This window comes from Mesorhizobium sp., assembly GCF_024509055.1.
Taxonomy (GTDB): domain Bacteria; phylum Pseudomonadota; class Alphaproteobacteria; order Rhizobiales; family Rhizobiaceae; genus Mesorhizobium.
On record NZ_JANINM010000370.1, the window covers coordinates 1 to 26,382 of the forward strand.

General features: G+C 63.7%; 35 protein-coding genes. 19 read left to right on the forward strand and 16 right to left on the reverse strand.

Features of this window, described 5'->3' with window-relative positions:
• A partial coding sequence (locus Q0L57_RS16680; protein WP_296744252.1) for an EAL domain-containing protein occupies nt 1-257 on the forward strand: 257 nt, incomplete at its 5' end.
• Here Q0L57_RS16680 and Q0L57_RS16685 read toward each other — a convergent pair.
• Nucleotides 254-814 (reverse strand): GNAT family N-acetyltransferase, encoded by a 561-nt coding sequence (locus Q0L57_RS16685; protein ID WP_296744253.1) that lies wholly within the window; start codon nt 812-814, stop codon nt 254-256. The genes Q0L57_RS16680 and Q0L57_RS16685 overlap by 4 nt on opposite strands.
• A gap of 155 nt (nt 815-969) precedes the next feature.
• On the opposite strand from Q0L57_RS16685, the gene Q0L57_RS16690 reads away from it, so the two are divergent.
• Nucleotides 970-1,428: a DUF2214 family protein gene (locus Q0L57_RS16690; protein ID WP_296744254.1), complete on the forward strand. Its 459-nt coding sequence runs from the start codon at nt 970-972 to the stop codon at nt 1,426-1,428.
• On the opposite strand, the gene nth is transcribed toward Q0L57_RS16690, so the two are convergent.
• Nucleotides 1,422-2,228: an endonuclease III gene (gene nth, locus Q0L57_RS16695; RefSeq protein WP_296744255.1), complete on the reverse strand. Its 807-nt coding sequence runs from the start codon at nt 2,226-2,228 to the stop codon at nt 1,422-1,424. The two genes, Q0L57_RS16690 and nth, sit on opposite strands and share 7 nt — an antisense overlap.
• 22 nt (nt 2,229-2,250) lie before the next feature.
• On the opposite strand from nth, the gene Q0L57_RS16700 reads away from it, so the two are divergent.
• Nucleotides 2,251-2,745, forward strand: coding sequence for a DUF2244 domain-containing protein (locus Q0L57_RS16700; protein ID WP_296744256.1), 495 nt, complete (start codon nt 2,251-2,253; stop codon nt 2,743-2,745).
• 7 nt (nt 2,746-2,752) lie between these two features.
• On the opposite strand, the gene Q0L57_RS16705 is transcribed toward Q0L57_RS16700, so the two are convergent.
• Entirely contained in the window at nt 2,753-3,568 is an 816-nt protein-coding gene (locus Q0L57_RS16705) for a class I SAM-dependent methyltransferase (protein ID WP_296744257.1), read from the reverse strand.
• A 113-nt stretch (nt 3,569-3,681) separates the two neighbouring features.
• Here Q0L57_RS16705 and Q0L57_RS16710 point away from each other — a divergent pair, with 113 nt between their 5' ends.
• The 7 genes from Q0L57_RS16710 (at nt 3,682) to Q0L57_RS16740 (ending at nt 9,179) form a co-directional block, all read left to right on the forward strand.
• Nucleotides 3,682-4,575 carry a methylated-DNA--[protein]-cysteine S-methyltransferase gene (locus Q0L57_RS16710; RefSeq protein ID WP_296744258.1) on the forward strand — a complete coding sequence of 298 codons (894 nt, stop codon included), beginning with the start codon at nt 3,682-3,684 and terminating at the stop codon, nt 4,573-4,575.
• Nucleotides 4,576-4,811: 236 nt separating this feature from the next.
• Nucleotides 4,812-5,282: a hypothetical protein gene (locus Q0L57_RS16715; RefSeq protein ID WP_296744259.1), complete on the forward strand. Its 471-nt coding sequence runs from the start codon at nt 4,812-4,814 to the stop codon at nt 5,280-5,282.
• 18 nt (nt 5,283-5,300) lie between these two features.
• Complete coding sequence (locus Q0L57_RS16720; RefSeq protein WP_296744260.1) at nt 5,301-5,693, forward strand: hypothetical protein; 393 nt, start codon at nt 5,301-5,303, stop codon at nt 5,691-5,693.
• Nucleotides 5,660-6,172 (forward strand): hypothetical protein, encoded by a 513-nt coding sequence (locus Q0L57_RS16725; RefSeq protein ID WP_296744261.1) that lies wholly within the window; start codon nt 5,660-5,662, stop codon nt 6,170-6,172. Before Q0L57_RS16720 ends, Q0L57_RS16725 begins: the two co-directional genes overlap by 34 nt.
• The gene (locus tag Q0L57_RS16730) at nt 6,141-6,629 is read left to right on the forward strand and encodes a hypothetical protein (protein ID WP_296744262.1); all 489 of its coding nucleotides are present in this window, start codon (nt 6,141-6,143) and stop codon (nt 6,627-6,629) included. The genes Q0L57_RS16725 and Q0L57_RS16730 overlap by 32 nt, the downstream gene beginning before the upstream one ends.
• Before the next feature lie 187 nt (nt 6,630-6,816).
• Nucleotides 6,817-7,722, forward strand: coding sequence for a ribokinase (locus tag Q0L57_RS16735; protein ID WP_296744263.1), 906 nt, complete (start codon nt 6,817-6,819; stop codon nt 7,720-7,722).
• Between the two features lie 5 nt (nt 7,723-7,727).
• Complete coding sequence (locus Q0L57_RS16740; RefSeq protein ID WP_296744264.1) at nt 7,728-9,179, forward strand: amidase; 1,452 nt, start codon at nt 7,728-7,730, stop codon at nt 9,177-9,179.
• 3 nt (nt 9,180-9,182) lie between these two features.
• Here Q0L57_RS16740 and Q0L57_RS16745 read toward each other — a convergent pair whose 3' ends face one another.
• Genes Q0L57_RS16745 through Q0L57_RS16755 form a run of 3 tightly spaced genes read right to left on the reverse strand, consistent with a single transcriptional unit; the run spans nt 9,183 to nt 11,977 of the window.
• On the reverse strand, nt 9,183-9,662 hold the full coding sequence (locus tag Q0L57_RS16745) for an aminoacyl-tRNA deacylase (protein ID WP_296744265.1): 480 nt from the start codon (nt 9,660-9,662) through the stop codon (nt 9,183-9,185).
• A complete protein-coding gene (locus Q0L57_RS16750; protein ID WP_296744266.1) occupies nt 9,659-11,089 on the reverse strand; it encodes a tryptophanase in 1,431 nt (476 codons plus the stop codon). The genes Q0L57_RS16745 and Q0L57_RS16750 overlap by 4 nt, the downstream gene beginning before the upstream one ends.
• Nucleotides 11,090-11,149: 60 nt before the next feature.
• Nucleotides 11,150-11,977 carry an AraC family transcriptional regulator gene (locus Q0L57_RS16755; RefSeq protein ID WP_296744267.1) on the reverse strand — a complete coding sequence of 276 codons (828 nt, stop codon included), beginning with the start codon at nt 11,975-11,977 and terminating at the stop codon, nt 11,150-11,152.
• Between the two features lie 204 nt (nt 11,978-12,181).
• On the opposite strand from Q0L57_RS16755, the gene Q0L57_RS16760 reads away from it, so the two are divergent.
• Together Q0L57_RS16760 and Q0L57_RS16765 are read left to right on the forward strand one after the other, a co-directional pair.
• Entirely contained in the window at nt 12,182-12,796 is a 615-nt protein-coding gene (locus tag Q0L57_RS16760) for a LysE family translocator (RefSeq protein ID WP_296744268.1), read from the forward strand.
• Between the two features lie 132 nt (nt 12,797-12,928).
• Complete coding sequence (locus tag Q0L57_RS16765; protein ID WP_296744269.1) at nt 12,929-13,216, forward strand: hypothetical protein; 288 nt, start codon at nt 12,929-12,931, stop codon at nt 13,214-13,216.
• A 105-nt stretch (nt 13,217-13,321) separates the two neighbouring features.
• On the opposite strand, the gene Q0L57_RS16770 is transcribed toward Q0L57_RS16765, so the two are convergent.
• Nucleotides 13,322-14,266 carry a nucleoside hydrolase gene (locus Q0L57_RS16770; protein ID WP_296744270.1) on the reverse strand — a complete coding sequence of 315 codons (945 nt, stop codon included), beginning with the start codon at nt 14,264-14,266 and terminating at the stop codon, nt 13,322-13,324.
• Nucleotides 14,267-14,528: 262 nt separating this feature from the next.
• On the opposite strand from Q0L57_RS16770, the gene Q0L57_RS16775 reads away from it, so the two are divergent.
• Nucleotides 14,529-14,954, forward strand: a complete 426-nt coding sequence (locus tag Q0L57_RS16775; RefSeq protein WP_296744271.1) for an Hsp20 family protein — start codon at nt 14,529-14,531, stop codon at nt 14,952-14,954.
• Nucleotides 14,955-15,018: 64 nt separating this feature from the next.
• The gene (locus Q0L57_RS16780; RefSeq protein ID WP_296744272.1) at nt 15,019-15,276 is read left to right on the forward strand and encodes a DUF1150 family protein; all 258 of its coding nucleotides are present in this window, start codon (nt 15,019-15,021) and stop codon (nt 15,274-15,276) included.
• Between the two features lie 88 nt (nt 15,277-15,364).
• Here the strand turns inward: Q0L57_RS16780 and ptsN are convergent, their stop codons facing one another.
• The 6 genes from ptsN to lptC form a co-directional block, all read right to left on the reverse strand.
• Nucleotides 15,365-15,829 (reverse strand): PTS IIA-like nitrogen regulatory protein PtsN, encoded by a 465-nt coding sequence (gene ptsN / locus Q0L57_RS16785; protein ID WP_296744273.1) that lies wholly within the window; start codon nt 15,827-15,829, stop codon nt 15,365-15,367.
• A gap of 63 nt (nt 15,830-15,892) precedes the next feature.
• Entirely contained in the window at nt 15,893-16,480 is a 588-nt protein-coding gene (raiA, locus tag Q0L57_RS16790; RefSeq protein ID WP_296744274.1) for a ribosome-associated translation inhibitor RaiA, read from the reverse strand.
• A gap of 302 nt (nt 16,481-16,782) precedes the next feature.
• Nucleotides 16,783-18,312, reverse strand: a complete 1,530-nt coding sequence (rpoN, locus tag Q0L57_RS16795) for an RNA polymerase factor sigma-54 (protein ID WP_296744275.1) — start codon at nt 18,310-18,312, stop codon at nt 16,783-16,785.
• Nucleotides 18,313-18,498: 186 nt separating this feature from the next.
• Complete coding sequence (gene lptB, locus Q0L57_RS16800) at nt 18,499-19,317, reverse strand: LPS export ABC transporter ATP-binding protein (protein ID WP_296744276.1); 819 nt, start codon at nt 19,315-19,317, stop codon at nt 18,499-18,501.
• On the reverse strand, nt 19,317-19,913 hold the full coding sequence (locus Q0L57_RS16805) for an LptA/OstA family protein (protein WP_296744277.1): 597 nt from the start codon (nt 19,911-19,913) through the stop codon (nt 19,317-19,319). Before Q0L57_RS16805 ends, lptB begins: the two co-directional genes overlap by 1 nt.
• Complete coding sequence (lptC, locus tag Q0L57_RS16810) at nt 19,900-20,613, reverse strand: LPS export ABC transporter periplasmic protein LptC (RefSeq protein ID WP_296744278.1); 714 nt, start codon at nt 20,611-20,613, stop codon at nt 19,900-19,902. The genes Q0L57_RS16805 and lptC overlap by 14 nt, the downstream gene beginning before the upstream one ends.
• A 290-nt stretch (nt 20,614-20,903) precedes the next feature.
• Between lptC and sppA the strand changes: the two genes are divergently transcribed.
• The 4 genes from sppA to Q0L57_RS16830 all read left to right on the forward strand — a co-directional run bounded on the left by sppA (nt 20,904) and on the right by Q0L57_RS16830 (nt 23,670).
• Nucleotides 20,904-21,860, forward strand: coding sequence for a signal peptide peptidase SppA (gene sppA, locus Q0L57_RS16815; protein ID WP_296744279.1), 957 nt, complete (start codon nt 20,904-20,906; stop codon nt 21,858-21,860).
• Nucleotides 21,861-21,939: 79 nt separating this feature from the next.
• Nucleotides 21,940-22,224 (forward strand): integration host factor subunit beta, encoded by a 285-nt coding sequence (locus tag Q0L57_RS16820; protein WP_296744280.1) that lies wholly within the window; start codon nt 21,940-21,942, stop codon nt 22,222-22,224.
• Nucleotides 22,225-22,283: 59 nt separating this feature from the next.
• Nucleotides 22,284-22,616, forward strand: coding sequence for a LapA family protein (locus Q0L57_RS16825; protein ID WP_296744281.1), 333 nt, complete (start codon nt 22,284-22,286; stop codon nt 22,614-22,616).
• A 91-nt stretch (nt 22,617-22,707) separates the two neighbouring features.
• Entirely contained in the window at nt 22,708-23,670 is a 963-nt protein-coding gene (locus Q0L57_RS16830; RefSeq protein ID WP_296744282.1) for an ornithine cyclodeaminase family protein, read from the forward strand.
• Here Q0L57_RS16830 and Q0L57_RS16835 read toward each other — a convergent pair.
• The 3 genes from Q0L57_RS16835 to Q0L57_RS16845 all read right to left on the reverse strand — a co-directional run bounded on the left by Q0L57_RS16835 (nt 23,663) and on the right by Q0L57_RS16845 (nt 25,258).
• On the reverse strand, nt 23,663-24,103 hold the full coding sequence (locus Q0L57_RS16835) for an EVE domain-containing protein (RefSeq protein WP_296744283.1): 441 nt from the start codon (nt 24,101-24,103) through the stop codon (nt 23,663-23,665). The two genes, Q0L57_RS16830 and Q0L57_RS16835, sit on opposite strands and share 8 nt — an antisense overlap.
• Entirely contained in the window at nt 24,100-24,477 is a 378-nt protein-coding gene (locus tag Q0L57_RS16840) for a VOC family protein (protein WP_296744284.1), read from the reverse strand. Before Q0L57_RS16840 ends, Q0L57_RS16835 begins: the two co-directional genes overlap by 4 nt.
• A gap of 70 nt (nt 24,478-24,547) precedes the next feature.
• The gene (locus Q0L57_RS16845; protein WP_296744285.1) at nt 24,548-25,258 is read right to left on the reverse strand and encodes a YafY family protein; all 711 of its coding nucleotides are present in this window, start codon (nt 25,256-25,258) and stop codon (nt 24,548-24,550) included.
• Between the two features lie 151 nt (nt 25,259-25,409).
• Here Q0L57_RS16845 and Q0L57_RS16850 point away from each other — a divergent pair.
• A partial coding sequence (locus tag Q0L57_RS16850) for a class I SAM-dependent rRNA methyltransferase (RefSeq protein WP_296744286.1) occupies nt 25,410-26,382 on the forward strand: 973 nt, incomplete at its 3' end.

The following is a 26,382-nucleotide window of genomic DNA, read 5'->3' on the forward strand; positions in this document are numbered from 1 at the left end:
TCGACCGGGCGATGGTCGAGATGATCCATCACATTGGCAAGGTCACGGGCAAACGCACCATCGCCGAATTCGTCGAAAGCGACGGCATCATCGAGGCCTTGAAGGCAATCGGCGTCGACCACGCGCAGGGCTATGCGATTGCCAGACCGCAGCCGTTCGACGAAACGATGGTCTTCCGCGGCGGCCGGGCCACGCGAGGCGCAACGGCCGATGCCTGGGAAAGTGTGGCGCACACCCTGCGCCGCAAGGCCGGTTAAACGCTTCCGCTCCGCGATCCCGCCTGGCGCTCCAGGAGGATCGTTTGGTTGTCGTGATAAGTGGTCCTCAGGATTTCGCGATAACCGTTCCTCTCGGCCACCTTCAGCGAAGCGCCGTTCTCGGGATCGATGATGCAGACGGTCCTCGCCTCCCCTAAAGCCTCGTCGCCCCAGGCCACGACCCCGCCCACGACCTCGCTGGCGAGCCCCTTCCCTTGCGCGACCGAAGCCAGCGCCCAGCCGGCTTCCGGCACACCCTCGAGCGACGGCTGGATGTCACGCTTCAGATCGTGGAAGCCGGCCTCGCCGATGAACCGGCCTGTTGCCTTATCCTCGATCGCCCAGAAACCATAGCCGAGCAGCGACCAGAGCCCGGCATGGCGCAGGAAGCGCATCCAGCTTTCCTCGCGGGTGCGCGGCTTGCCGCCGATGAAGCGGGTGACGGCGGGCTCGGCCCACATGGCGGCATAGGTCTCGAAATCGCCCAGCCGGTGCGGCCGCAGGATTGTCCGCGCCGTCTCAAAAACCGGCACGCCGGCTTCCGTTTTAATGCTCATGGAATTTGTCCTTTCAAGTCCTGCGCATTTAGCAAACGAGGAAGCTTGAACAAGGGCCAGGACAGCCGCCGCCACCCTCCAGAGTCGAGATGCCCGGCCTATGGGATTTTCACCCGACGATGTTACTGTGCGGACAAGGCGCTGAAGGAGACAGCATGGACACCACCGACCTTCTGTTGGCGATCGCTCATCACCTGTTGGTGTTCTCGCTCGCAGGCATCATCGGCGCCGAATTCGTGCTGGTGCGCGGCGACTTGCCCGCGGCGACGCTAAGGCGCCTTGCCGGCATCGATCGCCACTATGGCATCATCGCCGCGCTGATCGTCATTGTCGGCATCTGCCGGGTGTTCTTCGGACTGAAGGGCTGGGAGTTCTACGTCTACAACTGGGTGTTCTGGGCCAAGATGGTGGCGTTCATCATCGTCGGCCTGCTGTCGATCATCCCGACGGTGCGCTTCATATCCTGGAGCAGGCAGGCGAACGGCAATCCGGCTTTCTCGGTGCCCCAGGGGGAGCTTGCCTCGGTGAAGAACTATGTCCGCGCCGAGGGCATCATCTTCCTGCTGATCCCGGTCTTCGCCGCCGCCATGGCGCGCGGCTATGGCGGCTACTGAACTTCAGCCAGCGCTGCTTCCTCCAAAGGCGAGATCGGCACCAGTGGCGCCGGTACGTCGGTCGTCTTCTCCTTGGATTTGCAGATATCGGCGATGACGCAGGCCGGGCAATCGGGCTTGCGCGCCTTGCAGACGTAACGGCCGTGCAGGATCAGCCAGTGATGCGCGTGGCGCATATATTCGACCGGGATGACCTTCAACAACGCCTGCTCCACCTGCTCCGGTGTCTTGCCCGGCGCCAGTCCGATCCGGTTGCCGATGCGGAATATATGGGTGTCGACGGCCATCGTATGCAGGCCGAAGGCGACGTTGAGCACGACATTGGCGGTCTTGCGTCCGACGCCGGGCAGCTTGACCAGTTCGTCGCGGTCTTCCGGCACCCTGCCGCCATAGTCGTCGATCAATGCCCGCGACAGCGCGATGACATTCTTGGCCTTGTTGCGCCAGAGCCCAATGGTGCGGATATAGTCGCCGACCCTGGCCTCGCCGAGCGCCAGCATCTTCTGCGGCGTGTCGGCCACCGCGAACAGCGGCCTTGTCGCCTTGTTGACGCCTGCATCGGTCGCCTGCGCCGACAACACCACCGCGACCAGCAGCGTGAAGGCGTTGACGTAGTCGAGTTCGCCTTTCGGCTCCGGCCGCTGCACCGAAAAGCGCCGGAATATCTCGTGCACCTCGGCAGGAGTGTATAGCGAGCGCGGTCCGCGCTTGCGCTGCCGCGCCGCCGGTTTCGCATCGCTGGCGGCGGATGCGGATGGCTTTTTGACGGGTAGGGATTTTTTGGACTTGGGAGCTGCCATTCCCTTCCTATAATATTCCCTCATGAGCGATACAAATGCCTCGTTCCAGGCTGACGAGCCATTCTTCCAGGCCTTGCTGACCCCTCACCGGTCCCTCGGCCGCACCGGCTTTCTGATCCTCATGGGCGCGCTGATGTTCGGCTGGGCCGTGACCGGCGCGATCTTCCTGGCGCACGGCGCCTGGCCAGTCTTCGGCTTCTTCGGGTTGGACGTGATCGGCGTCTACATTGCTTTCCGCGTCAATTACCGGGCCGCGCGCGCCCGCGAGGAAATTTCGGTCTCGCGCACCAGCCTCGACATCCGCAAGACAGCGCCCTCCGGTCGCTTCGAGGACCACCACTTCAACCCGTTCTGGACACGGTTTTCGATTGCGCGCCATTCCGAGATCGGCATCACCAGGATGGCGGTGGAGGCGCAGGGCGAGAGTGTTCCGATCGGCGGCTTCCTCAATCCCGACGACCGCGAAAGCTTCGCTACCGCCTTTTCGCGCGCTCTGGCGACCGCCAAGGCGCGCTGAGCTTTCTTCAGAACCGATACCGTAGCAGCCGGCCGATCCTCCGCAGCGCCGGAACATATTGCCACATGCGGATGATGAGGCCCGCGAACAAGCTCATGTTGGCGGCGTGCTCGGGACGGTAGGCGGAGACATCTTCCTGCAGATGCAGACCCGGCACGGCACGCTCCAGTTCACGCGGGTCCTCGATGCTCCAATGCACCTCCGCGCCTGTTGCATGAAAGGACGGGTTGAGCCTGAGTATCTTCAGGCCGAAACGGCTGTAGGCATCGAAGACCAGCTCTCCCCCGGCCAGATGCCCGATAAGCCGTGAGAAGAGCCGTGGCCCTTCCTCGGCGGGAAGATAGGGCGTCAGCCCTTCCGCCACGATCATCGTGGGCCGATCGCGCGGTATCGCATCCAGCCAGCCCGGCGCGGTGACGGACGAAGCAATCAGGTGATAGCCGTCACGGGCGGGATAGAGCTTGCGCCTGGGCTCGATGACTTCCGCATAGTCCAGATCGAACCAGTCGACGCCTGCCGGCGGATCGACGCGCAACACACGCGTGTCGAGCCCACAGCCGAGATGCAGCACCACCGCGTCCGCGTGGCGGGCAAGGAAGGCCCGCGTCCATTCGTCCAGTGTGCTGGCGCGGATTGCGAGGCCGGTCGCCAGGTTGTCGTCGACCTTGAGCCGGGAGAAATCATAGTCGACGGTGCGCACCGCCTCTTCCGCGAAGCGATCCTTGAGCCGCGAATGCGGCCGCCGGCTCTCCAGCGCCTTGCCGTAGAGGGTGATGAGCAGTGTCTCTTTTTCCTTGGTGAGGTGTATTTTCTCGCCGGCCATTGGCTCTCCTTCCATCAAAGCCAATCCTATGTGGAATAGGATGCTGAGAAGGCAAGTTTCGGGTGGTGATCACGATGCGTAAGGACGATATTCACGCTCAAGGAGATAGACCCATGAACGCTCAAATGACTCTCAAGACCACAGCAGTCCTTCAGAACGACATCACACCCGAAGGCAGCGACTACGAGATCGTGCGTCGCGCCATCGAGAAGATCAGCCTCGACTATCGAGATCAGCCCTCGCTCGAGGTCCTGGCCGAGGAAGTCGGCGAAACCCCGACGGGCCTGCAGAAGCTGTTCACCCGCTGGGCCGGCCTCTCGCCCAAGGCCTTCCTGCAGGCGGTGACGCTGGACCATGCCCGCAAGCTGCTGGATTCCGGCATGCCGCTGCTCGAGACGTCGTTCGAACTCGGCATGTCCGGCCCCGGCCGGCTGCACGACCTCTTCGTCACCCATGAGGCAATGTCGCCGGGCGATTACAAGACCAGGGGCGCGGGCCTCACTATCCGCTATGGCTACCACATCTCGCCCTTCGGGATCGCCCTGGTCATGGTCACCGACCGCGGTCTTGCCGGCCTGGCCTTCTGCGATCCGGGCGGCGAGCGGGCAGCCCTCGCCGACATGTCCGGCCGCTGGCCGAACGCCGATTACGTCGAGGACATGTCGGCCACTCAGCCCTATGCGGCGCGCGTGTTCGACCCGGAGCACTGGCGCGCCGACCAGCCGCTGCGCGTCGTGATGATCGGCACCGACTTCCAGGTGCGCGTCTGGGAAGCGCTGCTGCGCATCCCGATGGGCAGGGCCTGCACCTATTCCTCGATCGCGGAGGGCATCGGCCATCCGACCGCAAGCCGCGCGGTCGGCGCGGCGGTCGGCGCCAACCCGATGTCCTTCGTCGTGCCCTGCCACCGCGCCCTCGGCAAGTCCGGCGCGCTGACCGGCTACCACTGGGGCCTGACGCGCAAGCGCGCCATTCTCGGCTGGGAAGCCGGCCAGGTGGCCTCCTGAAACATCGTTTTTTAAGCCGCTTGTTGCAAAAAACCGAAGATCGAAATATACACAAATACTACTTCAACAAACCGGCCTATCTTTTAGACTTTGCAACCGGCGACAACCTATGGTTTCGCCGGTTTTGCTTTATAGTTGCTTGCCAATATTATTTAATTTAACGCTAAATTAACCATGATAAAGAGATGATGCCCCGATGTTGAGCCGTCCAGTCCGGTTCGAAAGAGGGGTATCCAATGAATTTCCTGCGAGCCGCAATGGCAGCGGTATTGCTGGTCGCCGGTGGCGCACAGACCGCATCGGCCACCACCGCAAATGTCCTCTTCAACGGCACGATCACCGCCACCTGCACGCTGACGGTCAACTCCAACGGCACCATGACCGTCAGCAACAATCTTCAATCGCTGAGCTCTCATAATGCCGGCGGCTCCGCCGGCAGTGTCCAGGTTGTCACAACTGGTGGCGTCACGCTGAGCGTTGACCCGGTCACGACCACCACCGTGCCTACGAGCGACACCACAACCACCACATGGACGCCGACCTTCGCCACCAGTGGAGCGCAGACGATTGCAGAAACAGGCACCGCGACGGCGCTCACAGTGCCCGGCACTTCCACGGTCGCGGTCAATCTTGGCGGCACCAAAGGCGGCACCAACAGCTTTTCCGCCGGCAACTATCAGGCAACCGTGACGCTGCGCTGCGAATAATTGTCGATGGAGCGGTCGATGACAAAGATTTGGATACTCATCGCGTCACTTGCCACCGGTCTTGCTCCCCTCACGGCCGCCGCCCAGTCGATGACGCCGATGCGGGGCGAGGTCAGGTCCTTCACCGACGCCTTCGCCGTCCGGGTCTTTCCCGGCAATCCTTACGACCAGCGAATTCGCGTCGAGGTTCACGTCTACGATCAGGACTTTCAGCCCGTCGAGGCCAAGGTCACGCCGAGCGTTTTTCTGCTGGCGGGCCAGGCATCACGCCCCGTTTTGGTGATCGTTCCGTTCGACGGCGCGACTGATCGTAAAGTGCGTATCTGTACCGAGAGTATCCCCTTTCCAAGCGAGCAGACGCAGATAAGGGCACAGATATGCGGAAAGTTTTTCGGGCATCGCAAGTTCTGACGCTCGCTCTTGCGGCCGCCTGGGCAGGCAGCGCCCCCGCGCAGGCGGTGGATGTCTACAATCTCAACCAGAATGAGACCGGTTTCAATTTGCCCGGCGTCACATTGCCCCAGGGGCAGGACGAGGTGCATGCCTCCGACGGCACCACCTGTCGCTCCGCCGTATCGGGCAGCGGCGCCTATGTCGATCTCGGCGTTATCAGGGGCAACGACCAGTCGAACAACAGCGTCGCAACCTATGGCCGCGTCGTCATCCCGATCGGGCGGACGCCGAAGCGACTGGATTGCAGCCGCCTCTACGAGCTCGAGGTCGAGCGACTGCAGATGGAGTTGCGGCTTTTGAAGATGGGCATGGCCCCTGACGGCCAGACCGCGAGCCCGGGAACTACGGCTTCGACCAAATCGCCCGCATGGGCCGACGAAGGCTGGAGCCTGCGGGGCGGAAACGATGGCAAGAAAAAGAAGAAGACCCAGCAGTAGCAGCGCGCTGCTTGCCGTCGCCGTCCTTGGCGGCCTCTGTTCGCCGGCGGGCGCGGCGATCGTTGGCACCTGCACGATCATGGTCGGCAGCACGGGAACGATGGCGGCGAACCCTGCGATCAGCATCTTCGGGTCCAAGCAGTCGGGCGGCTCAAGCGCAACTGCCACGATCACCGCGAGCTCGCTGCTTTGCACATTGCTTGACCTTTTGGATTGCTACTCGGTTTCTGCGCCCGCGCCGGCCGCCTTCACCTCCGCGCCAAGCGGCGGCAACACCAACGTCACCTTTGCCAGCGTCTTCCGCCTCGACGGCTCTGGCGTCGACAATCCCGGCAGTTCGCCACAGCGCGTTTCCAACGGAACTCATTCACTCCAGGTCGACCTCACCGCCACGAAATCGTCCGGCATCTTCCCGGCGGGCAACTATCAGGGGACGGTGACGGTCCTTTGCGAATGATGCTGTGGGCCGACGGCCCGAACGGCCGGCATGATCTGGCAACCGGCAGCCTTTGCGGCTAGCTTCCCGCGCGACCGTCAATTCCACGACAGACGCCTCGCGATTTCCGTGTGGATTTGTGTAAAAGCAGATATTTGGGACGCGTCGGCAAACAATCGGGAGCTGACGGTTCGGCAGGAGACCTTTCTTGATTATCGTTGTCGGCTCGATCAACCTCGACCTTATCGCCAATGTCGACCGCTTGCCGGGGCCTGGGGAGACCGTGCGCGGCTCGGGCTTCGTCACCGCTCCGGGCGGCAAGGGCGCCAATCAGGCGCTGGCCGCGGCACGCGCCGGCGCTCAGGTCCGCATGGTCGGCGCCGTCGGCAAGGATAGCTTTGCCGCGGACGCGCTGGCTTTGCTCAAGGCCGGCAATGTCGATCTGTCCGGCGTAGGCCAGAGCGCCGCTTCGACCGGCACCGCGCTGATCCTTGTCGGCGCCGACGGCGAGAATGTGATCGCCGTGGTGCCGGGCGCCAATGATTCGGTCCTGCCTGCCGACATCGCCAAAGCCTTCCTGAAAAAAGGCGACGTCGTGCTTCTACAGCACGAGATTCCCCTGCGGACGGTCGAGGCCACGCTCGACGCCGCCCGCGCGGCGGGTGCCGTCAGCGTGCTCAACACCGCGCCCTTCCTTGCCCAGGCTGCCGGCTTCCTAGGCAAGGCTGACTATGCGGTGGCCAACGAAACCGAGTTCGACCTCTATGGCGAGGCGCTGTCGCTTTCCGGACGCGACCGGCAGGCGCGGATGCGCGACTACGCTCGCAAGACTGGACGGGTCATCGTCGTCACGCTCGGCGGCGATGGCGTGCTGGCGGCGACCCCGGATGAGCTGCTTGCCGTTCCGGCGCTGAAGATCACGCCGGTCGACACGGTCGGCGCCGGCGACACCTTCTGCGGCTATTTCGGGGCCGGCCTGTCGTCGGGCCTTTCGCTGCAGCAGGCGCTGACCCGCGCCGCCGCGGCCGGCTCTCTCGCCTGCCTGAAGCCCGGTGCGCAGCCGGCAATTCCACTGGCCAGGGATGTCGATGAAACCCTGGCGGCTGCCCGGTGACAGCCATGCGCCCCTCCACTAAGCACGTCGTGCCCACGGCGGGCGACATCTGCCGCCTCTCCGCCGTTGAGCTCGCCGCCAGGATCAGGCAACGGCATCTGTCGGTGCGTGAAGTAATCACCGCCTTCCTCGATCGCATCGAGGCCGTGAACCCGCTGGTCAACGCCATCGTCTCGCTGCGCGAGCGCCACGATGTCCTGGCCGAAGCAGACCGTGCCGATGCGCATCTGGCGCGCGGCGGCGAAGCGGGATCGCTGTTCGGCCTGCCGATCGCCATCAAGGACCTGGCCTTGACCAAGGGCCTGAGGACCACTTTCGGCTCGCCGATCTTCGCCGATTTCGTTCCTGATGAGGACGATTTCTTCGTCGAGCGCATCCGAGACGCCGGCGCCATCATCATCGGCAAAACCAATGTTCCGGAATTCGGCCTGGGCTCCAACACCTACAATCCAGTCTTCGGCCCGACGCTGAACGCCTTCGATCCCGCGCTTACCGCCGGCGGCTCGAGCGGCGGCGCGGCTGTGGCCCTGGCGCTCGACATGGTGCCCATCGCAGATGGCAGCGACTTCGGCGGCTCGTTGCGCAACCCGGCCGCCTACAACAACGTCTACGGTTTTCGTCCCTCGCAGGGACTCGTCCCCGCCGGGCCGATGTTCGATGTTTTCCACGCCCAGATGGGTGTCGAAGGCCCTATGGGGAGGAGTGTAAGCGATATAGCGCTGCTGCTCGACGAACAGGCCGGCTATCATCCGCATGCGCCGCTGTCGCATGACAGGCAGGACCCGTTCCTCGAAGGCTTGCGTACCAAAGCTTCCGGCGGCCGTATCGCCTGGCTGGGCGATCTCGGCGGCCACCTGCCGATGGAGCCAGGCGTTCTCGACCTGTGCGAGGCCGCCCTCGCCCGTTTCGCGGATGCGTCATTCGCAACCGAAGCGCTAGTGCCGGAATTCGACTTCGAGGCACTGTGGCAGGCCTTCGTGACGCTGCGCCAGGCAAGCAGCGGCTGCGGGCTGAAGGCGCATTACGACGATCCGGCAAAGCGCGGGCTGCTGAAGCCGGAGGCCATTTGGGAAGTGGAACAGGCGATGCGCCTCACGGCGCTGCAGGTCCATGCCGCGAGCGTCCGGCGCTCCTCATGGCACCGGACGCTGCTGTCCCTTTTCGAGCGCTTCGACCTGATCGCCTTGCCCAGCGCGCAGGTTTTTCCGTTCGACGTCTCGACCCGCTGGCCGCGCGAGGTGGCCGGGCGTGCCATGGACAGCTACCACCGCTGGATGCAAGTCTCCGCTTTTGCCACGCTCGGCGGCTGTCCCGCGCTCAACGTGCCGGCCGGCTTCGACGCAAAAGGCCGGCCGATGGGCATGCAACTGATTGGCCGTCCGCGCGGCGACCTCGACGTGCTGAGGGCCGGCGCCGCCTATGAGGCGACGCTGCCCTGGCCCGCGGGAGCAGACTGAACTTTACGCCGCCGTGGCCGGAGTGGCCTTGGCGAAGTCGCCGACCTCGCCATCGGCGACGCCGAGCCACACGTCACGCTCGATGATCAATGTCGCCGTGTTGCGGCCCGTTCCGCAGATGATCTCATCCAGTCCGAGCACCGCCCTGTCGATCAACACGCGAGCGCTGGCGATGGGCAGGGGCACGATGCCTCCCTGTTCCATATCAAGTTCCTTGCGCACAAGTTCCGCGTCGGCGAGCCACAGATCGGCCCGGCGCAATCCGAGCGCGTCGGCGATCTTCTTGTAATCGGCCCGATCCGCCGCCCTCAACGCGACGATGGCGAAGCCGCCGGGCCGTGCGAAAGTCAGGCCCTTGACCATCTTTTCCGGATCCAACGACAGAATCGTCCTGGCGTCCTCGAACGAGATGAGCGGCGCATGCGTCTCGACGGCATATCGCGCGCCGCGCTCTTCCAGGAACCTCTTGACCGCGGGGCTCATGCTTCGGCCATCTCCGTCGATTGCACAGGAGCTGGGGTTTCGGCCCAGTGGAACCGCGCCGTGAAGTGCCGCAGGATCGGCGGCTCATAGACGAAGTCAAGGCCGCGGATGGTCTTTGCCCGCCTGGCGACCGCGATCAACGCGTCAGCGATATAGTCCATCTGGTCGTTGGTGTAGACGCGACGCGGGATGGTGAGGCGCAGGAGTTCAAGCGGCGATTTCTCCTGCTTCCCGGTGATGGGGTCGCGGCCCAGCATCAGCGAGCCGATCTCGACGGCACGCACGCCCGCCTCCAGGTAAAGCTCGCAGGCCAGCGCATGCGCCGGGAAACGGTCGGCGGGAATGTGCGGCAGCAGCGCGGCGCCATCGACAAAGACTGCGTGCCCGCCGGTCGGATACTGGATCGGCACACCCGCCCGCCGCAACCTCTCGCCAAGATAGGCAACCTGCCCGATACGATATGCGAGATAGTCGGTCTCGACCGCCTCTTCCAGGCCGATGGCAATCGCCTCCATGTCGCGGCCGGCAAGTCCGCCATAGGTGATGAAGCCTTCCATCGGCACGCAGCGCACCTGCACTGCCCGGAACAGGTCGGCATCCTGGCGGAAGGCGCAGAAGCCGCCAATGTTGACCAGCCCGTCCTTCTTGGCCGAAAGCGTCATCAGGTCGCCGTAGCATGCCATCTCGCGCACGATGTCGCGGATCGACCGATCGCCATAACCGTCCTCGCGCTGCTGGATGAACCAGGCATTCTCGGCGAACCGCGTGGCATCGATCGCCATCGGGATGCCCTGATCCCGCGCCAGCTCCGACGCTGCTCTCAAATTGGCCATCGACACCGGCTGGCCGCCGGCGCTGTTGCAGGTCACCGTCGCGACGATGCCGGCCACATTCGCCGCGCCATGCGTTTCGATCGCGAGAGCCAGCGCATCAAGATCGAAATTGCCCTTCCAGTCGTCATGGCGGGCGGTGTCGTTGGCGGCCTTCGTGAGCACGTTGACGGCCTTGGCGCCGGCGAGTTCGACATGCGCCTTGGTCGTGTCGAAATGGTAGTTGGACAGGAATACCGGCGCCTTGGAACCGCGGCGCTTGACGAGTTCGGGAAACACGATCTGCTCCGCGCCGCGGCCCTGATGGGTGGGGATCGTGTAAGGGTAACCAAACAGGCGCTCGATCGTCTCGGCGAGACGATAGAAGTTGCGGCTGCCGGCATAGGCTTCGTCGCCGAGCAGCAGACCCGCCCATTGCCGATCGCTCATCGCGCCGGTGCCGCTGTCGGTCAGAAGATCGATATAGACATCCTCGCTCCTCAGCAGGAACGGATTGAGCCCGGCCTCTGCGAGCGCCGCCTCGCGGAAGGCGCGGTCGGTCATGCGGATCGGCTCGACCATCTTGATGCGGAAGGGTTCGGGAATGCGCTTGTCCATCGGCGTGCTCCATCGTTGCGGCCTGAAGCGCCGCGCTCGTTGCAGGATTGGTTGATCGGTTCAGGCGGCGAAGGCCGCGCGATAGGCTCCGGGCGGCACGCCGACACGCGCCTTGAAGATGCGCGTCAGATGCGCCTGGTCGCTGAAGCCCGTGGCCATCGCCACCGACAGCGGGTCGAGGCCGCTCCGCAGCATTGCCTTGGCCGCATCGACCCGGCGATTGATGAGGAAGGCGTGCGGCGACATCCCGGTCCGGCGGTGGAAGGCGCGGATCAGCCGCTGCCGCGACAGCCGCGCCTCGGCGGCCAGGTCATCCAGCGTCAGCCGCTCCGCGAACCGCTCGGACAGAAGCTCGACGATGCGGGCGACAGGTCCGCGTTCGCTTCCTGCATGCGGAAACCGCACCCCGGCATGCACCGACAGGCAGTAGACATAGGCGGCAAGCAGCTTTTCCTCAGCCTCCATGGGCGTGCATTTTTCTTCCCACAGGCGATGCACGGCGAAGAACAGCGCCGCACCCCGCGGATCATGCACGATCGGTTCGCGGAAGGTCGGCGTGCCGGCTCGGTCGAGCGAGGTGCTTTCGGAAGCTATCTCGCGCAGCAGCGCGGCCGTGGGATAGCTGACGCGGTAGCTGAACCCGTCATTGGCCGGCGCGCCGTCATGAACCTCGAAAGGGTTGTAGAGCGTGAGATCGCCGGCGCGAACCGCATGATTGCGCCCGCGGATGAAGATGGTGCCCGTGCCACGCCATAGCGTGCCGACGACGAAGGTATCGTGCGAATGCGGCTGATAGCGATGGCGTTTGAAGGTCGCGGACAGGCACTCGACCCCGCCCACCGGCGCGGTGAAATAGGTCGCCCTCTCGTCCTGGCCCAGCGCGTCCATGGTCTTCTCCCTGCACTGCATGGTGAAGGTCTAGCATTCGCGAAGCGATCGGTATTGTACAAACATATCACGGGGTGAATTCGCCTCGGAAAGACTTCCGCCGAAGTGGTATAGGCCAGCGCTGCAACTATTTTCGTTGGCTTGTTTCAAAACCTGTGCATTCTACGCTTGCCCCGTCGATCGAGGCAGGGAGCCAGGAAGATCATGTCGCTCGAACTTTACGCCGCCTATGTTGTCGCCTGCGTCGTCATCATGCTGGTGCCAGGACCGACGGTCACGCTCATCATCGCCAACAGCATCCGCCACGGTTCGCGCGCCGGGCTCGCCAATGTCGCCGGCACCCAGGCCGGCCTTGCCATCACGATCGCCATCGTCGGCATCGGCCTCAACACGCTGATCGCGGGCATGGGCCACTGGTTCGAATGGGTCAGGCTGATCGGCGCCGCCTACCTGATCTGGATGGGCGTGCAGATGTTCCGCTCGAAAGGCGCGCTGAACCCGGACGGATCGGTCCGCAAGCCGCGCGGCGGCTTCTTCCTGCAGGGTTTCCTGGTGGCGATCAGCAATCCCAAGACGCTGGTCTTCTTCGGCGCCTTCTTCCCGCAGTTCATCGCCCCGCAGGGCAACTACACGCTGCAGATCGTGGTCATGGGCCTGACGGCGATGATCTTCGCCGCCATGTCGGACTCGACCTACGCTCTTGCCGCCGGCCGCGCCGGGCGGCTGCTGTCGGCCAGCCGCGTCAGGCTGATGTCGCGCATCAGCGGCAGTTTTCTCGTCGGCGGCGGACTTTGGCTGGCATTTTCGAAGGCGAAGTGACGGCGGTCGGGGGCTCGATACGCAACCAGCACGAAACTCGGGAACCAAATTGAAAGTTGGCCTTCCCTCCACCACTTAGAAGTTGGCAGTTGGGGATTTGTGCCGGTGTCTTGGACTGTCGAGAATAGGAAAGTGCACGCGGCCGGCGTTGCGCTGATCGTCGCGTTGTCCGCGGTTTTGTTGCTCATCGATCCACAAAAATGGACCAATGACGCCAGCCCGATCCGCTCGGTCGAGCATGTCGGCGCGATGGTTAGAAGCGGTCAAGGTAGGGGTCAACTGATCCAATATTTACTGTTCCTCGATAATGGTTCGACGGTGCTGGTTTCTGACAATCGTCCACGCTTGGTCGGTTCAACCGTCACGCTCGAGCGTGTCACGCGAGACAACGGTTTCATCTTCTACCGATTTCCGGAATGAGCCCTGCCGGTTCTCTCATTCTGATAGAGCGCCAGCACCATAGCGAGGCGCCGACACCTATCGATTGCTCGACAGATGCCGGCGCTAGCTGGTTCGTCCTGACGACTAGTTGAGTCGTCCCAGCCTCTCCACCAGCAGGGCGAAGAACCCGTCATGGTCGATGAAGCGCATCACCGTGGCGTTTTTGGCGCGCTTGGTGACGCCCCACCAGTCGATCACGGTCATGCCCATCGTGAGTTCCGACGCCGTCTCGATGCTGACATTGCAGTGGCGGCCCTTGAACAGTTCAGGCTTGATGAGATAGGCGATCACGCACGGGTCGTGCAGCGGCCCGCCGTCGGTGCCGTATTTCTCCTCGTCATAGCGCTCGAAGAACTCCAGCATTTCGGCCGTTGCCGTGCCGACCTTTGTGCCGAGCTGGCGAAAGGCCTGGATGCGCTTGGAGGTCGTCAGCGCCTTGTGGGTGACGTCGAGCGGCATCATCACAATCGGAATGCCCGACTTGAACACCAGGTCGGCGGCCTGCGGGTCGACATAGATGTTGAATTCGGCGGCCGGTGTGACGTTGCCGCCCTCGAAGAAGCCGCCGCCCATCAGCACGATTTCCTTGATGCGCGGCGCGATCCTCGGCTCGCGGATCAGCGCCAGCGCGATGTTGGTGAGCGGCCCGAGCGGGCAGAGCGTGACCGTGCCGCTTTCCTCGCGCATCAGCGTCTCGACGATGAAGTCGACGGCATATTGTTCCTGCAGGGGCATGGTCGGCTCCGGCAACTGCGGCCCGTTGAGGCCGGTCTTGCCGTGCACCTCCTCGGCGGTGACGAGCGTGCGCGCCAGCGGGCGGATGGCGCCGGCAAAGACCTTGATGTCGGGCCGGCCGGCCAGCTCGCAAATTTTGCGCGCATTGTTCTGGGTCAGCTTCAGCGGCACGTTGCCGGCAACGGCGGTGATGCCGAGGATCTCCAGCTCAGAGCTGCCGAGCGCCAGGAGGATGGCGACGGCATCGTCCTGGCCGGGGTCCGTATCGATGATGATTTTACGGGATTGGGGCATTTCAATTCCTTCTTGGAGTCTTTTTGGGCGGATTTTTTGAGCATGATCCCGAACCGAAGGTCAGCGACCGCAAAAGTGGCAACCGGTTTTCGGACAAGATTCATGCTCCAACGAAGAAGCTTAAGAAGGATGGCGATTCAACGAAACGTCATCCAGATTCAGCGGCTTGAACTTGATCGCGCGGCGGACCATATCAAGACCATCGGGAAAAATGCCAGCCGGGTTTTTCCACTTTATGTCGCTCTTGAGAGGACAGTGTAACATGAGCCGAATGACGCCCTTCTCCAGCCCGCTTCTTTTGGGCTTTGACGCCATGGAAAAGACCCTTGAGCGTCTGGCGAAGTCGGGCGACAGCTATCCTCCCTACAACATCGAACGCCTGAGCGGGGCCGACGGCAATGCCGAGAGGCTGCGCATCACGCTGGCCGTCGCGGGCTTCGCGGAAAGCGATCTCGATGTCACTACGGAGGAAAACCAGCTGGTCGTGCGCGGCCGTCAGACCGACGACACCGAGCGCGAGTTCCTGCACCGCGGCATCGCCGCGCGTCAGTTCCAGCGCTGCTTCGTGCTGGCCGACGGCATGCGGGTGATTGGCGCGGAGCTGAAGAACGGCCTTTTGTCGATCGATCTCGACCGGCCGGAGGCCGAGAGGCTGGTACGGAAAATAAACATATCGGTGAAAGACTGATCTTTGCCGATGGCTCTAATGCGGGACGGCCGGATGTGGCGTCCTCGCGCCAAGGAGGCTTGAAATGACCAGAACTGACGAAACCCTGACCATGACCAGCGGCGAACTCGCCCATCTCGGCGAAGGTTCGGTCGCATATCTGAGGAAAGTCTCGAGCGACGATCTGCGCGGCCGCTTCCCTGGCCTGGACGAGATCGCCCCCGGCTTGGAACTGTGGGCGCTGTTTGCCGCCAACGGCCAGCCGATCCTGCTTTCCGATGCCCGTGACCGGGCGCTGGCCGGAGCAATGGAAAACGACCTGACCACGGTCGCGATCCATTAAGCCTGGCATCCCGTCTTCCTCGACGGGACGTGTCTGAAATGGAAAGGGCCGCTTGCGGCGGCCCTTGGAGGATTTATCCCGAAAAGCTTCAGGCCGCGTGCGAGGCCTGCGTGTCCGACAAGAGCGCGTGGATTGCCAGCGCGTCGCGCGTTCCCCTGATCTTGGCCACCGTATCGGCATCGCGCAGGACCCGCGCGATGCGCGAGAGCGCCTTGAGGTGGTCGGCGCCTGCGCCTTCCGGCGCGAGCAGCAGGAACACCAGATCGACCGGCTGGTCGTCGAGCGCCTCGAAATCGACCGGCGTTTCCAGCCTGGCGAACACGCCCGCGATGCGCTTCACGCCCGCGAGCTTGCCATGCGGGATGGCGATGCCGTTGCCGACACCGGTCGAGCCCAGCCGCTCGCGCTGCAGGATGGTGTCGAACACTTCCCGCTCCGGAATCCCCGATATCGTCGCCGCCCTCTCCGACAGCAGCTGCAGAAGCTGTTTCTTGGAATTCGCCTTCAACGCCGGCATGATCGCCGGAACGCTGATGAGATCGCTGAGATCCATGCTTGAAAAATCCCTTGCTCGCCCTGCCGCGCCAGTCGTCGTCCCCTCGCGCGGCTGGCTTTCTTATCCCTGAGCGACCTTGGTCGTCGACGGATCGATCCAGCCGATGTTGCCATCAGGCCGGCGGTAGACGATGTTGAGATGGTCGGTTCCGGCGTTGCGGAAAACGAAGACCGGGCTGTCGCTGGTATCGAGCTCTATGACGGCCGACGCCACCGACATGGTGCGCAGCGTCATGGTCGATTCGGCGACGATGACCGGGGCGAAATCCTCGGGGATCTCCTCCTCGTCATCGGCGAGCGGCGCCATCACCGTATAGGCGATGTCGGTCGGTTCCTCGCCATTGCCATTGCCGGTATTGCGGGACTTCAGCCGGCGCTTGTAGCGGCGCAGCCGCGTCTCGAGACGATCGGCGGCGGCCTCGAAGGCGAGCGTTGGGTCCTGGGCGTCGCCGGTCGCCTGCAGAGAGGCGCCGGAATCGAGCCGGACCATGCAATCGGCCGAAAAACGCGACCCCGATTTGATGACGGTGACATGCCCTGAAAAACCCCGATCGAAATATTTCTCGATCGCTTCACCGACACGGTCGTTGATGCGCGTGCGGAACGCATCGCCGATATCCATATGTTTTCCCGAAATGCGCAGATTCATCTGAAAACTGACCTTCCTTGCTCAGGCTTCAAACTGTCCCGAGTTTATACCCGTGGTGCGCGCGCACAAGCTTCGCAGCGGCATGCGCGCCGATTTTAGACCCGAACTTTCCGGTTGATCACAAGTCGCCTTCTTGGCCGTCCGTGGCCTTGCTTTGACGGACCCATTCGCAAGCGGGCATCACCGCTCCGCTCTTGCGGGCGGGCTTCTAGACACTTCACCGCGGCTTGTCAATGAAGCTTGAAAACTGTGGAAATCCGCCAGTTCGTCAAAGGCCGCACTGGTGGGGATTGAGGCCCGTCCTAGCGCCCAGCATTGGCGAGCGCCCGCTTCTCCCGCCGCCGCTGCACCGATGAGGGAATGTTCATGCCTTCACGGTACTTGGCCACAGTGCGGCGGGCGATATCGACGCCGCTCTCCCTCAGCATGTCGACGATGGCGTCGTCGGACAGCACCTCGACAGGCCTTTCCTCGTCGATCAACTGCTTGATGCGGTCGCGCACGGCTTCCGACGAATGCGCTTCGCCGCCTTCGGCCGAAGCGATCGAGGCCGTGAAGAAGTAGCGCAGTTCGAACACGCCGCGTGGCGTCAGCATGTATTTGTTGGCGGTGACGCGGCTCACGGTCGATTCATGCATGCCGATGGCATCAGCCACCGTGCGCAGGTTGAGCGGCTTGAGGTGCCGCACGCCATGGACGAGGAACGCATCCTGCTGGCGAACGATTTCGGAAGCCACCTTGAGGATGGTCTTTGCCCGCTGGTCGAGACTGCGCGTCAGCCAATTGGCGCTCTGCAGGCATTCGGCCAGAAAGTCCTTTTCCGCCTGGTCCTTAGCGTGACCGGAAATGCGGGCAAAATAGACATTGTCGACAAGCACGCGCGGCAACGTGTCGGCGTTGAGTTCGACCGCCCAGCTGCCGTCGCTGGCTGCCCTCACCTCGACATCGGCCACGATCGCATCGCTTGGACCGCCTGAGAAAGCCGTTCCTGGCCGTGGATCGAGCGCCCGTATTTCGGCCAGCATGTCGAGAAGGTCTTCCTCGTCGACACCGCAGAGGCGCTTCAGCGTCTGGAAATCGCGCCGCGCAAGCAGCTCGAGATTGGCGACCAGAACCTTCATCGCCGGGTCGAGCCGGTCGCGCACGGCAAGCTGCAGCGACAGGCATTCGGCGAGATCGCGGGCAAACAGGCCGGCGGGCTCGAAAGTCTGGCAGACACCGAGCACACGCTGCACGGCGGCATCGTCCGAGCCGAGCCGCGCGGCAATCTCGCCCAGATCGGCGCGCAGGTAGCCGGCCTCGTCGAGCCCGTCGGCGAGTTCACCGGCGATCAGGCGCTCGGCGGAGTTGGAGAAGGCAAGCGCGATCTGCTCGCCGACATGCTCGCGCAGCGTCACCGCCGTGGCAGCCATGTCACCAACATCGAAACCATCGGACGAGGATGACCCGCCACCGCTGCCAGCTGCCGATTTCCACTGCGCCGAAAGGTCCGGACCCAGCCTTTCGCTGGTGCCGGGATCATCCGGAAACAGGTTTTCCAGTGAAGAATCGAGCTTGTCCGAAATCGCCTCGGCGCTCCATTGCGTCTCGGCCTCGAACCAGTCGCCTTCCGGTGCCGGCTCCGGAGAGACCTCGCTCTTCTGTGGCTGGTCGCCTCCGGCGTCGTCTAACGGCTCGGCCCGCTCCAGCAGCGGGTTGCGCTCGATTTCCTCGTCGATGAAACGCTCGAGCTCGACATGGGTAAGCTGCAGCAGCCGGATCGACTGCATCAGCTGGGGCGTCATCACCAGCGACTGGGACTGTCTGAGCTGCAGTTTGGCCGCCAGCGCCATGATGGGGTTCAAACGCCTCGTCTACGCATCGGATTACAATTTTCGGTCGGGCATAGAAACTGGCCCGGCTTTTGCTTGTCAAGGCAAACGCTAGCAGCACCGGCTTACCGGAGCGTTAGCTGGCGGTGGTTTTGCCGGGAATGTCGAGAAATCGGGCGAAAAATCCGCAGAAGCGGAGATGTCACGTCAGAGCGTAAAGCCCTCGCCGAGATAGAGGCGCCGCACATCGGCGTTGGCGACGATTTCGTCAGCGCGGCCATGCGTCAGCACCTGGCCGGCGTGGATGATATAGGCGCGGTCGATGAGGCCGAGCGTCTCGCGCACATTATGGTCGGTGATCAGGACGCCGATGCCGCGCGCCGTGAGATGGCGCACAAGCTGCTGGATATCGGCGACGGCGATCGGGTCGATGCCGGCGAACGGCTCGTCGAGCAGCATGTAGGCCGGTTTGGTCGCCAGCGCCCGCGCGATCTCCAGACGCCGCCGCTCGCCGCCCGACAGCGACATGGAGGGCGCCTTGCGCAGATGGCTGATGTGGAATTCCTCGAGCAGTTCGTCGAGCGTGCGCTCGCGCTCCTTGCGGTTTTTTTCCACCACTTCCAGCACGGCGCGGATGTTCTGCTCGACATTCAGGCCGCGGAAGATCGACGCTTCCTGCGGCAGATAGCCGATGCCCAGGCGGGCGCGACGGTACATCGGCATCGAGGTAACGTCGAAGCCGTCGATCTCGATCGAACCCTCGTCGACGGGAACGAGGCCGGTCACCATGTAGAAGCAGGTGGTCTTGCCGGCGCCGTTCGGACCGAGCAGGCCGACGGCCTCGCCGGCGCGGACGCCGATCGTCACGCCGCTTACAACCTTGCGGCCCTTGTAGCTCTTGGTCAGGCCCTTGGCGATAAGGGTGCCCTTGAACTTGGATTTGTCGGCGCCGACTGTGGCTGGTGCAGCCGACGTTGCGGCCGCCCGTCCCGGAAGACGGGCAAGCAGCGAAGTAACGCCGGCCATTAGTTGCTCGACGCTCCCTGCTTCTGGGGCGTTCCCTGCTTCTGAGGGGTGAACGACATTATGACGCGGCCGCCGCAGCCTTCCACATTGGCGAGGCCGCTCTTCATCTGCACGGTGAGCTTGCAACCCTTGAGCACATTGTCGCCCTGCGACAACACGACTTCCTTGCCGGAAAGCACGAGCACCTGCGTCTTCATGTCGAAAGTGCCGGTGTCGCCGGTGGCGATCTGGTCGTTCGACTTGATATAGACTTTGTTCTCGACGATCAGGTGGTCGATGTTGGCGGCGCCCGTCATCGCCGAAGCGCCGGCGGCGGCATCCTTGGGCGCATTGGCATCCTTGACGTAGTAGACCGTCATCTTGCCGGCCTTGAGCAAAGTCGGCCCCTGGTTGACGGTGACGTTGCCGCTGAAGATCGCGGCGCTCTCGGCCTGCCGGACCTCGAGCTTGTCGCTTTCGATCTGGATCGGCTGGTCGCCGGACAGCTTCAGACCGGACATCTGGCTATTGGCGCCGGACTGGGCAAATGCCGGCGCCCCCAGCAACAGCATGATGGAGGCCGCCGCTGCAAGCCTTGCCGAACTACTGCGACGCATTCTGCTCTCCGCTCTTTGCCTCTGCCGCCTTCAGGCCGGCCGGCTCGATGTTGACGCGCACCCGGTTTTCGAAGACCACGACCTTGCCATTGTCCTCGACCGACATCGAGTCCGCGGTGATGCGTGATCCGCCACGGCTGACGTCCACCGGATTGTCCGTCTTCATAGAACCTTTGCCCATGTCTAGGAAGATCGATTTGAACTTCGCCGCCAACCCGTCGGTGGTCGTCACCGTGACATCGCTGGTCAAGTCCATCGTGTTGGCGTCACGGTTGTAGATGCCGTGCGCGGCATTGACCGCCACGACATTGTCGGCGGCGACAGGCAACTTGGCGTCGATGCCTTCGAGGTCGATGATCGCCTGCTGGCCGACGTCCTGGGTCGCCCTGGTCGCCGTCAGCGAATAAGGCAGTTTCAGCTTGGTAAAGCCGTTGAGCTTCGGATTGGCCATCACCAGCTTGCCGTTGGAGAAGGCGCTGCCCTCGGCCTGCACCGAAACCGAAACCGGCGCGGCAAGATAAGAATAGACCGGAAAGGCGATGGCTATGCCGGCTGCCAGCAGCGGCAGGGCAAACTTCAGCACACGCACACGGCGCGAATGCCTTTGCGCGCGGTCGAAAGCATCGCCCCGCGTGCTGGTCGGCACCTCGGGAGACAACACGTTCCCGGCGCCGCTCGTTTCGTCAGATCGCGCTAACATGACTGTTTCTAATGAGCCCTTGCCCGCCAAACACCGCCTATAGGTGGTATGCCGGCCCCCGCACGCAAGCACAAGCGGAGGAAAACTGCAAAATTGTGACGGCTGCTACCGCACGACTAGGACGAATTCGGTAGAATTGCCAGCACTCATAGCAGATACAGGCAGGCTGCGTTAATTTTTCGTGAGGTTGTCGTTTACCTCCAGGCTGGGTGATAGACCGTCAGGAAACGGTAGCCCGGCGCGAGCGCTTGCTTTAAAAGCTTGCTCTTCCACCGATTGCGAGGCTGAAAATGGCAATGAGAGCCGACGACCTGATCGACCGACGCCGCTTGCGCCGCAAGCTGACGTTCTGGCGCGTGGCCGTGTTTCTGGTTCTGGCGGCTGCGGTGATCGGCTTCTCGAGTTGGATCTACAACGGCGACTTCACCGGCCAAGCGGTCGACCACATCGCCAAGGTCAGGATCGAAGGCACCATCACCGAGGACGAGGGACTGATCAAACGGCTGGAGACGATCCGCAAGTCGCCCCAGGTGAAGGGCGTCATCCTGTCGATCGATTCGCCTGGCGGCACCACGGTCGGCGGCGAGTCGATCTATGAGGAAGTGCGCAAGGTGGCTGGCGACAAGCCGGTGGTGGCCGAGGTCGGCACGCTGGCGGCGTCCGCCGGCTACATGATCGCCAGCGCCGCGGACCACATCGTCGCTCGCAAGACCTCGATCGTCGGCTCGATCGGCGTGTTGATCCAATACCCGGACGTCAGCGGTCTCATGGACAAGCTCGGCATCAAGCTGGAAGAGGTGAAGTCGTCACCGCTCAAGGCTTCGCCCTCGCCCTTCAAGCCCACCAACGACGATGAGCGCGCCATGGTGCGCAAGCTCATTCTCGACAGCTACGACTGGTTCGTCGGCATCGTCGCCGAGCGGCGCAAGATGACGCACGAGCAGGCGCTGGCGCTGGCCGACGGTTCGATCTTCACCGGCCGCCAGGGTCTTGCCAACGGGTTGGTCGACGCGGTCGGCGGCGAAACCGAAGCGATCGACTGGTTGGCGACCAAGGGCGTGGACGGCAAGCTCAAGGTGATCGAATGGAAAGATACCGAAGGGCGCGGTGGCTTCCTGTTCTCCAAGACGATGGTGAAAGGCGTCACCGGAGCCCTGGGCTTGCCGGACGCCGGCGGCGACGTCATTCACGAGCTTGGAGCCGACCGCTTGTTCCTTGACGGTCTCGTTTCGGTCTGGCACCCTTGATGCGCCTTTTGGGGCCAGTGAAAAAGGCAATAAAATCATCCGGATAATTTGACCGCAGCGGTCTACGGGGAACGTTCTCATGATCAAATCCGAGCTTGTGCAGATCATTGCCGCGCGCAACCCGCACCTTTTCCTGCGCGACGTCGAGAACATCGTCGGCGCGATCTTCGACGAGATCACCGATGCCCTTGCCGACGGCAACAGGGTTGAGCTGCGCGGTTTCGGTGCATTTTCGGTGAAGAATCGCCCCGCCCGCACCGGCCGCAACCCGCGCACCGGCGAATCCGTCGATGTCGAAGAGAAGTGGGTGCCGTTCTTCAAGACCGGCAAGGAGTTGCGCGAAAGGCTGAACGGCGGCAAATAGGCGCCGCGTCGGCGGGAAAACGACATCCCGGCGCGCTACTCACTCTCCATGGAGATCTGATGTTCAATCGCATCGTGCTCGTCGTGGTCTTTGTGCCGCTGGCCGTCATCCTGATCGCGCTCGCCGTCGCCAACCGCGGACCGATCGCTTTCACCCTGGACCCGTTCCATCCCGGCAATCCGGCGCTGACGCTGACGCTGCCGCTTTTCATCTACCTCTTCATCGCGCTCGCCGTCGGTATGGTGATAGGCAGCATGGCGACCTGGGTGAAACAGGGGCGCTACCGCAAGCTCGCGCGCCGGCACGGCATCGAGGTCGAGAACCTGCGCCAGGCGGTGAGCCGCGCGCCCGCGGCGCCGAAGGGACCGGTTCTGCCCAAGCCAACCAACTGATGCAATTCCAGGGAAAGCGACTGGCGGTTTCCCATCCGGAATTGCGTAAGAACGATACCTCTCGCGGCGCCTCGCTTCCACGGAGCCTTCCATGCTGACCATTTCGGCCGCCGAGGTCGACAAGGCGCTCACCTTTCCAGGATTGGTCGAGACGCTGCGCACGGCGTTCCGCGAAGGCGCCGTGCAGCCTGTTCGCCATCATCATGGCGTCGAGCGGCCGGACGGCGCGGCCTCGACACTGCTCCTGATGCCGGCCTGGACCGACTTCAACGCAGCCGGGGCCTCGGCTGGTGGCCATATCGGCGTCAAGATCGTCACCGTATCGCCGGACAACAACGCCATCGGCAAGCCCGCGGTCATGGGTCTCTATCTTCTGCTGGACGGCGTGACCGGCGAGCCGGAGGCATTGATAGACGGGCAGCGGCTGACGCAGTGGCGTACGGCCTGCGCCTCGGCGCTTGCCGCGTCCTATCTCGCTCGCGAGGACGCTTCGCGGTTGCTGGTGATCGGTGCCGGCGCGCTGTCGCCCTTCCTTGCCAAGGCGCATTCGGCGGTCAGGCCGGTCAAGTCGATCCGCATCTGGAACCGCACGCCGGAAAACGCGGAGAAGGTCGCGGCAGCGCTACGCGCCGAGGGCCTTCCAGCGAGCACCGCCGGCGACCTCGATGCCGAGCTCGGCCAAGCCGACATCATCTCGTCCGCCACGATTTCTGCCACGCCGATGATCAAGGGCGCGCTGCTGAAGCCAGGCACCCATGTCGACCTGGTCGGCGGCTTCACGCCGGCGATGCGCGAAAGCGACGACGAGGCGATTGCCCGCGCCCGCGTCTATGTCGACACGCGAGCCGGCGCGACCAAAGAGGCCGGCGATATCGTCCAGCCGCTGGCCTCCGGTCTGCTCAAGCCTGAAGCCATCGTCGCGGACTTGCATGAACTAGCCCGTGGCGAGAAGAGCGGCCGGCGAAGCGACACCGAAATCACTCTCTTCAAATCGGTCGGCGCGGCGCTTGAAGACCTTGCTGCCGGCATTGCGGTCTACAAGGCGCTCAAGTAACCGCTGCCGCGGTCTGGGGCGCGCCCATCGCCTCGCCGATCAGGCGAAAGTCGTGCCCGCTGATCTCGAACAACCCGAAGCGGAGCTGGTATCCCCAGTTCGGCTTGCCGGCGGTGAAGTCCAAACGCTCCAGCAATGGCTTGATCGGTGCATCCTCGCCGTCCGCCCAATCGACATCGCGCCGCGCCGGCGTGAACCCGCCGCCCATGACTCCCTGGTAAACCTGGCCCTGCCGGACCGTCCCGATGGCCGTGAAGGCCTGGAGCCCGTCCTTCTCGCCCAACTTCATGCTGGGCGAGTAGTAGCAGACGCCGTCGCCGGGCCTGATGCGGCGGAGCGGCGCCGCCTTGCCATGGTTGACCTGCATGAAGCCGGCCCGGCGGCCGATCCGCACATGCTCGGCCGATGCGACCGCGATCCAACACGCGCTCATCCCTGCGCTCCCTCGAAGGGCCAGTAGACACGCAGGCGATGGTTGTCGGGATCCAGCGCGACGAAGGTGCGCCCGAAATCCATGTCCGTCGGCGCCTGCAGGATCTTCAAGCCGCGCTTTGACCAGTCCGCATGATTGGCGTCGACCGTGGCCGCGTTCTCGACAGCCAGCACCAGTTCGGCGCTGCCAGCCGTTCCGCCGGCCGCCGGCACGGTGTGGCGCGACCAAAGGCCCAGCTTGAAGCCCTTGTCGAGCACGAACATCTGGAAGGTCGGCGAAGACTCCACCGGCTGGCGTCCGAGCAGCTCGGCATAGAAGGCACCGCTGTTTTCCGGGCTGTCGACGTAAAGGATGACGAAATTGGGCGTGGTCATGTCTGATCTCCAAGGTGTTTGAACCTCGGAAACCATAGCCGCCCCTGCTGTCAGATTCTGGCAGCAGCAATCAGCCGGCGGTATCCTTCGCAATCTTCTGCCCCGGCTTGTCGAGAGTCGCCCGCCATTCCTTGAGCATCGCCTGGCGGCGGCGAGGATACCGAATGTCCGTCGCCGTCAGATCGGTCATACGATCGGCGCGGAAATGACGGAAATCCTGGCGCATCTCGCACCACGCCACCATCACCCGCACCTTGTCGAAGAAGCCGAGCGCGAACGGCCAGACCAGGCGTTGAGAGGCCGCCCCATCCGCGTCGCGGTAGAGAAAGCCGAGCTTGCGCTCGTCGCGGATCGCCTGCCTGACCACACCAAGGTCGATGGCCTCGACGCTGCCCGACTGTGGCCCGACGAGCAGAGTGGTGGCGTCGAGGTCCTCGCGCAGATCGTCCGGCAGCACCGCCGCGATCTTGGCCAGCGCATCCGTCGCGGCGGCTGCCAGTCGTTTGTCCGGCTGCTTTGCCACCCAGCGCGAGCCGAGCACGATCGCCTCGATCTCTTCATCCGTGAACATCAACGGCGGCAACATGAAGCCGGGCTTCAGCACATAGCCGAGCCCCGCTTCGCCCTCGATCGGCGCGCCCTGCCCCTGCAGCGTCGCGATGTCGCGGTAGAGCGTGCGGATCGATACACCCATCTCGCCAGCAAGCATGTGGCCGCTCACCGGCCGGCGGTGGCGGCGCAGTATCTGTATCAGGTCGAGCAGGCGTTCGGAGCGGGACATCTCCATCCAGGATAGAGCCACAGGGGCGCAGCCGGAAGCCGCGCCATTGCGTGGCAAAGGCAGCGGTAAGGCTCAGCGTTTAGTCAGCCTTTGTTGCGCCGATGGGTTGAGCTGTGGCAGAAGCGGGCCGAACCGCCGGAGATGCTCTTTCTTGAAATCTTTTCGGGATAAACGCCGAGACGGCCGCCCGCACTCTGCCAGGGCGGAGCCGCCACGCCAGCGCGAAGCGCCTCCGGCCGGACGACCTCTGGCGAAGCCCACAGAGCGGCACGAATCGAAGCCGGCGGAACGCCAGGAGCCGAAACCCGCGCCCCGTATTCTTGCGCGTCGCGAGGGTCCGATGCCCGCGGAACGGCTGCCGCTGATCCTCGAGGTCGCGCCCAACGCCGACTATGCGCTGCTGGACAGCGGCGCCGGCGAGAAACTCGAGCAGTACGGCCCCTATCGCATCGTGCGCCCCGAGGGCCAGGCGATCTGGCAACGCGCCCTTCCGGCCAAGGAATGGGAGCGCGCCGACGCTATCTTCACCGGCGACACCGACGAGGAAGGCATTGGCCGCTGGCGTTTTCCGAAAGCACCGCTCGGCGAAACCTGGCCGATGAAGCATGACGGCATCGACTATCTCGGCCGCTTCACCTCGTTCCGCCATGTCGGCGTCTTCCCCGAGCAGGCCTCGCATTGGGATCACATGGCTGCTCTGATTGAGGCTGCCAGGCGCCCGGTCAAGGTGCTGAACCTCTTTGGCTATACCGGCCTTGCGTCGCTGGTGGCGGCGCGCGCGGGTGCCGAGGTAACGCATGTCGACGCGTCGAAGAAGGCGATCGGCTGGGCGCGCGAGAACCAGGAAATGGCCGGCCTCGCCGACAAGCCGATCCGCTGGATCGTCGAGGATGCCATGAAATTCGCCGAGCGCGAGGAGCGACGCGGCAGTCGCTACGACATCGTGCTATTCGATCCGCCGGCCTACGGTCGCGGACCCAAGGGCGAGGTGTGGCAATTGTTCGAGGACCTGCCGGCGCTCACCGACCTCTGCCGCTCGATCCTGACGCCGAAACCGCTTGCGGTGGTTCTCACCGCCTATTCGATCCGCGCCTCCTTCTTCGCCATCCATGCCTTGATGCGCG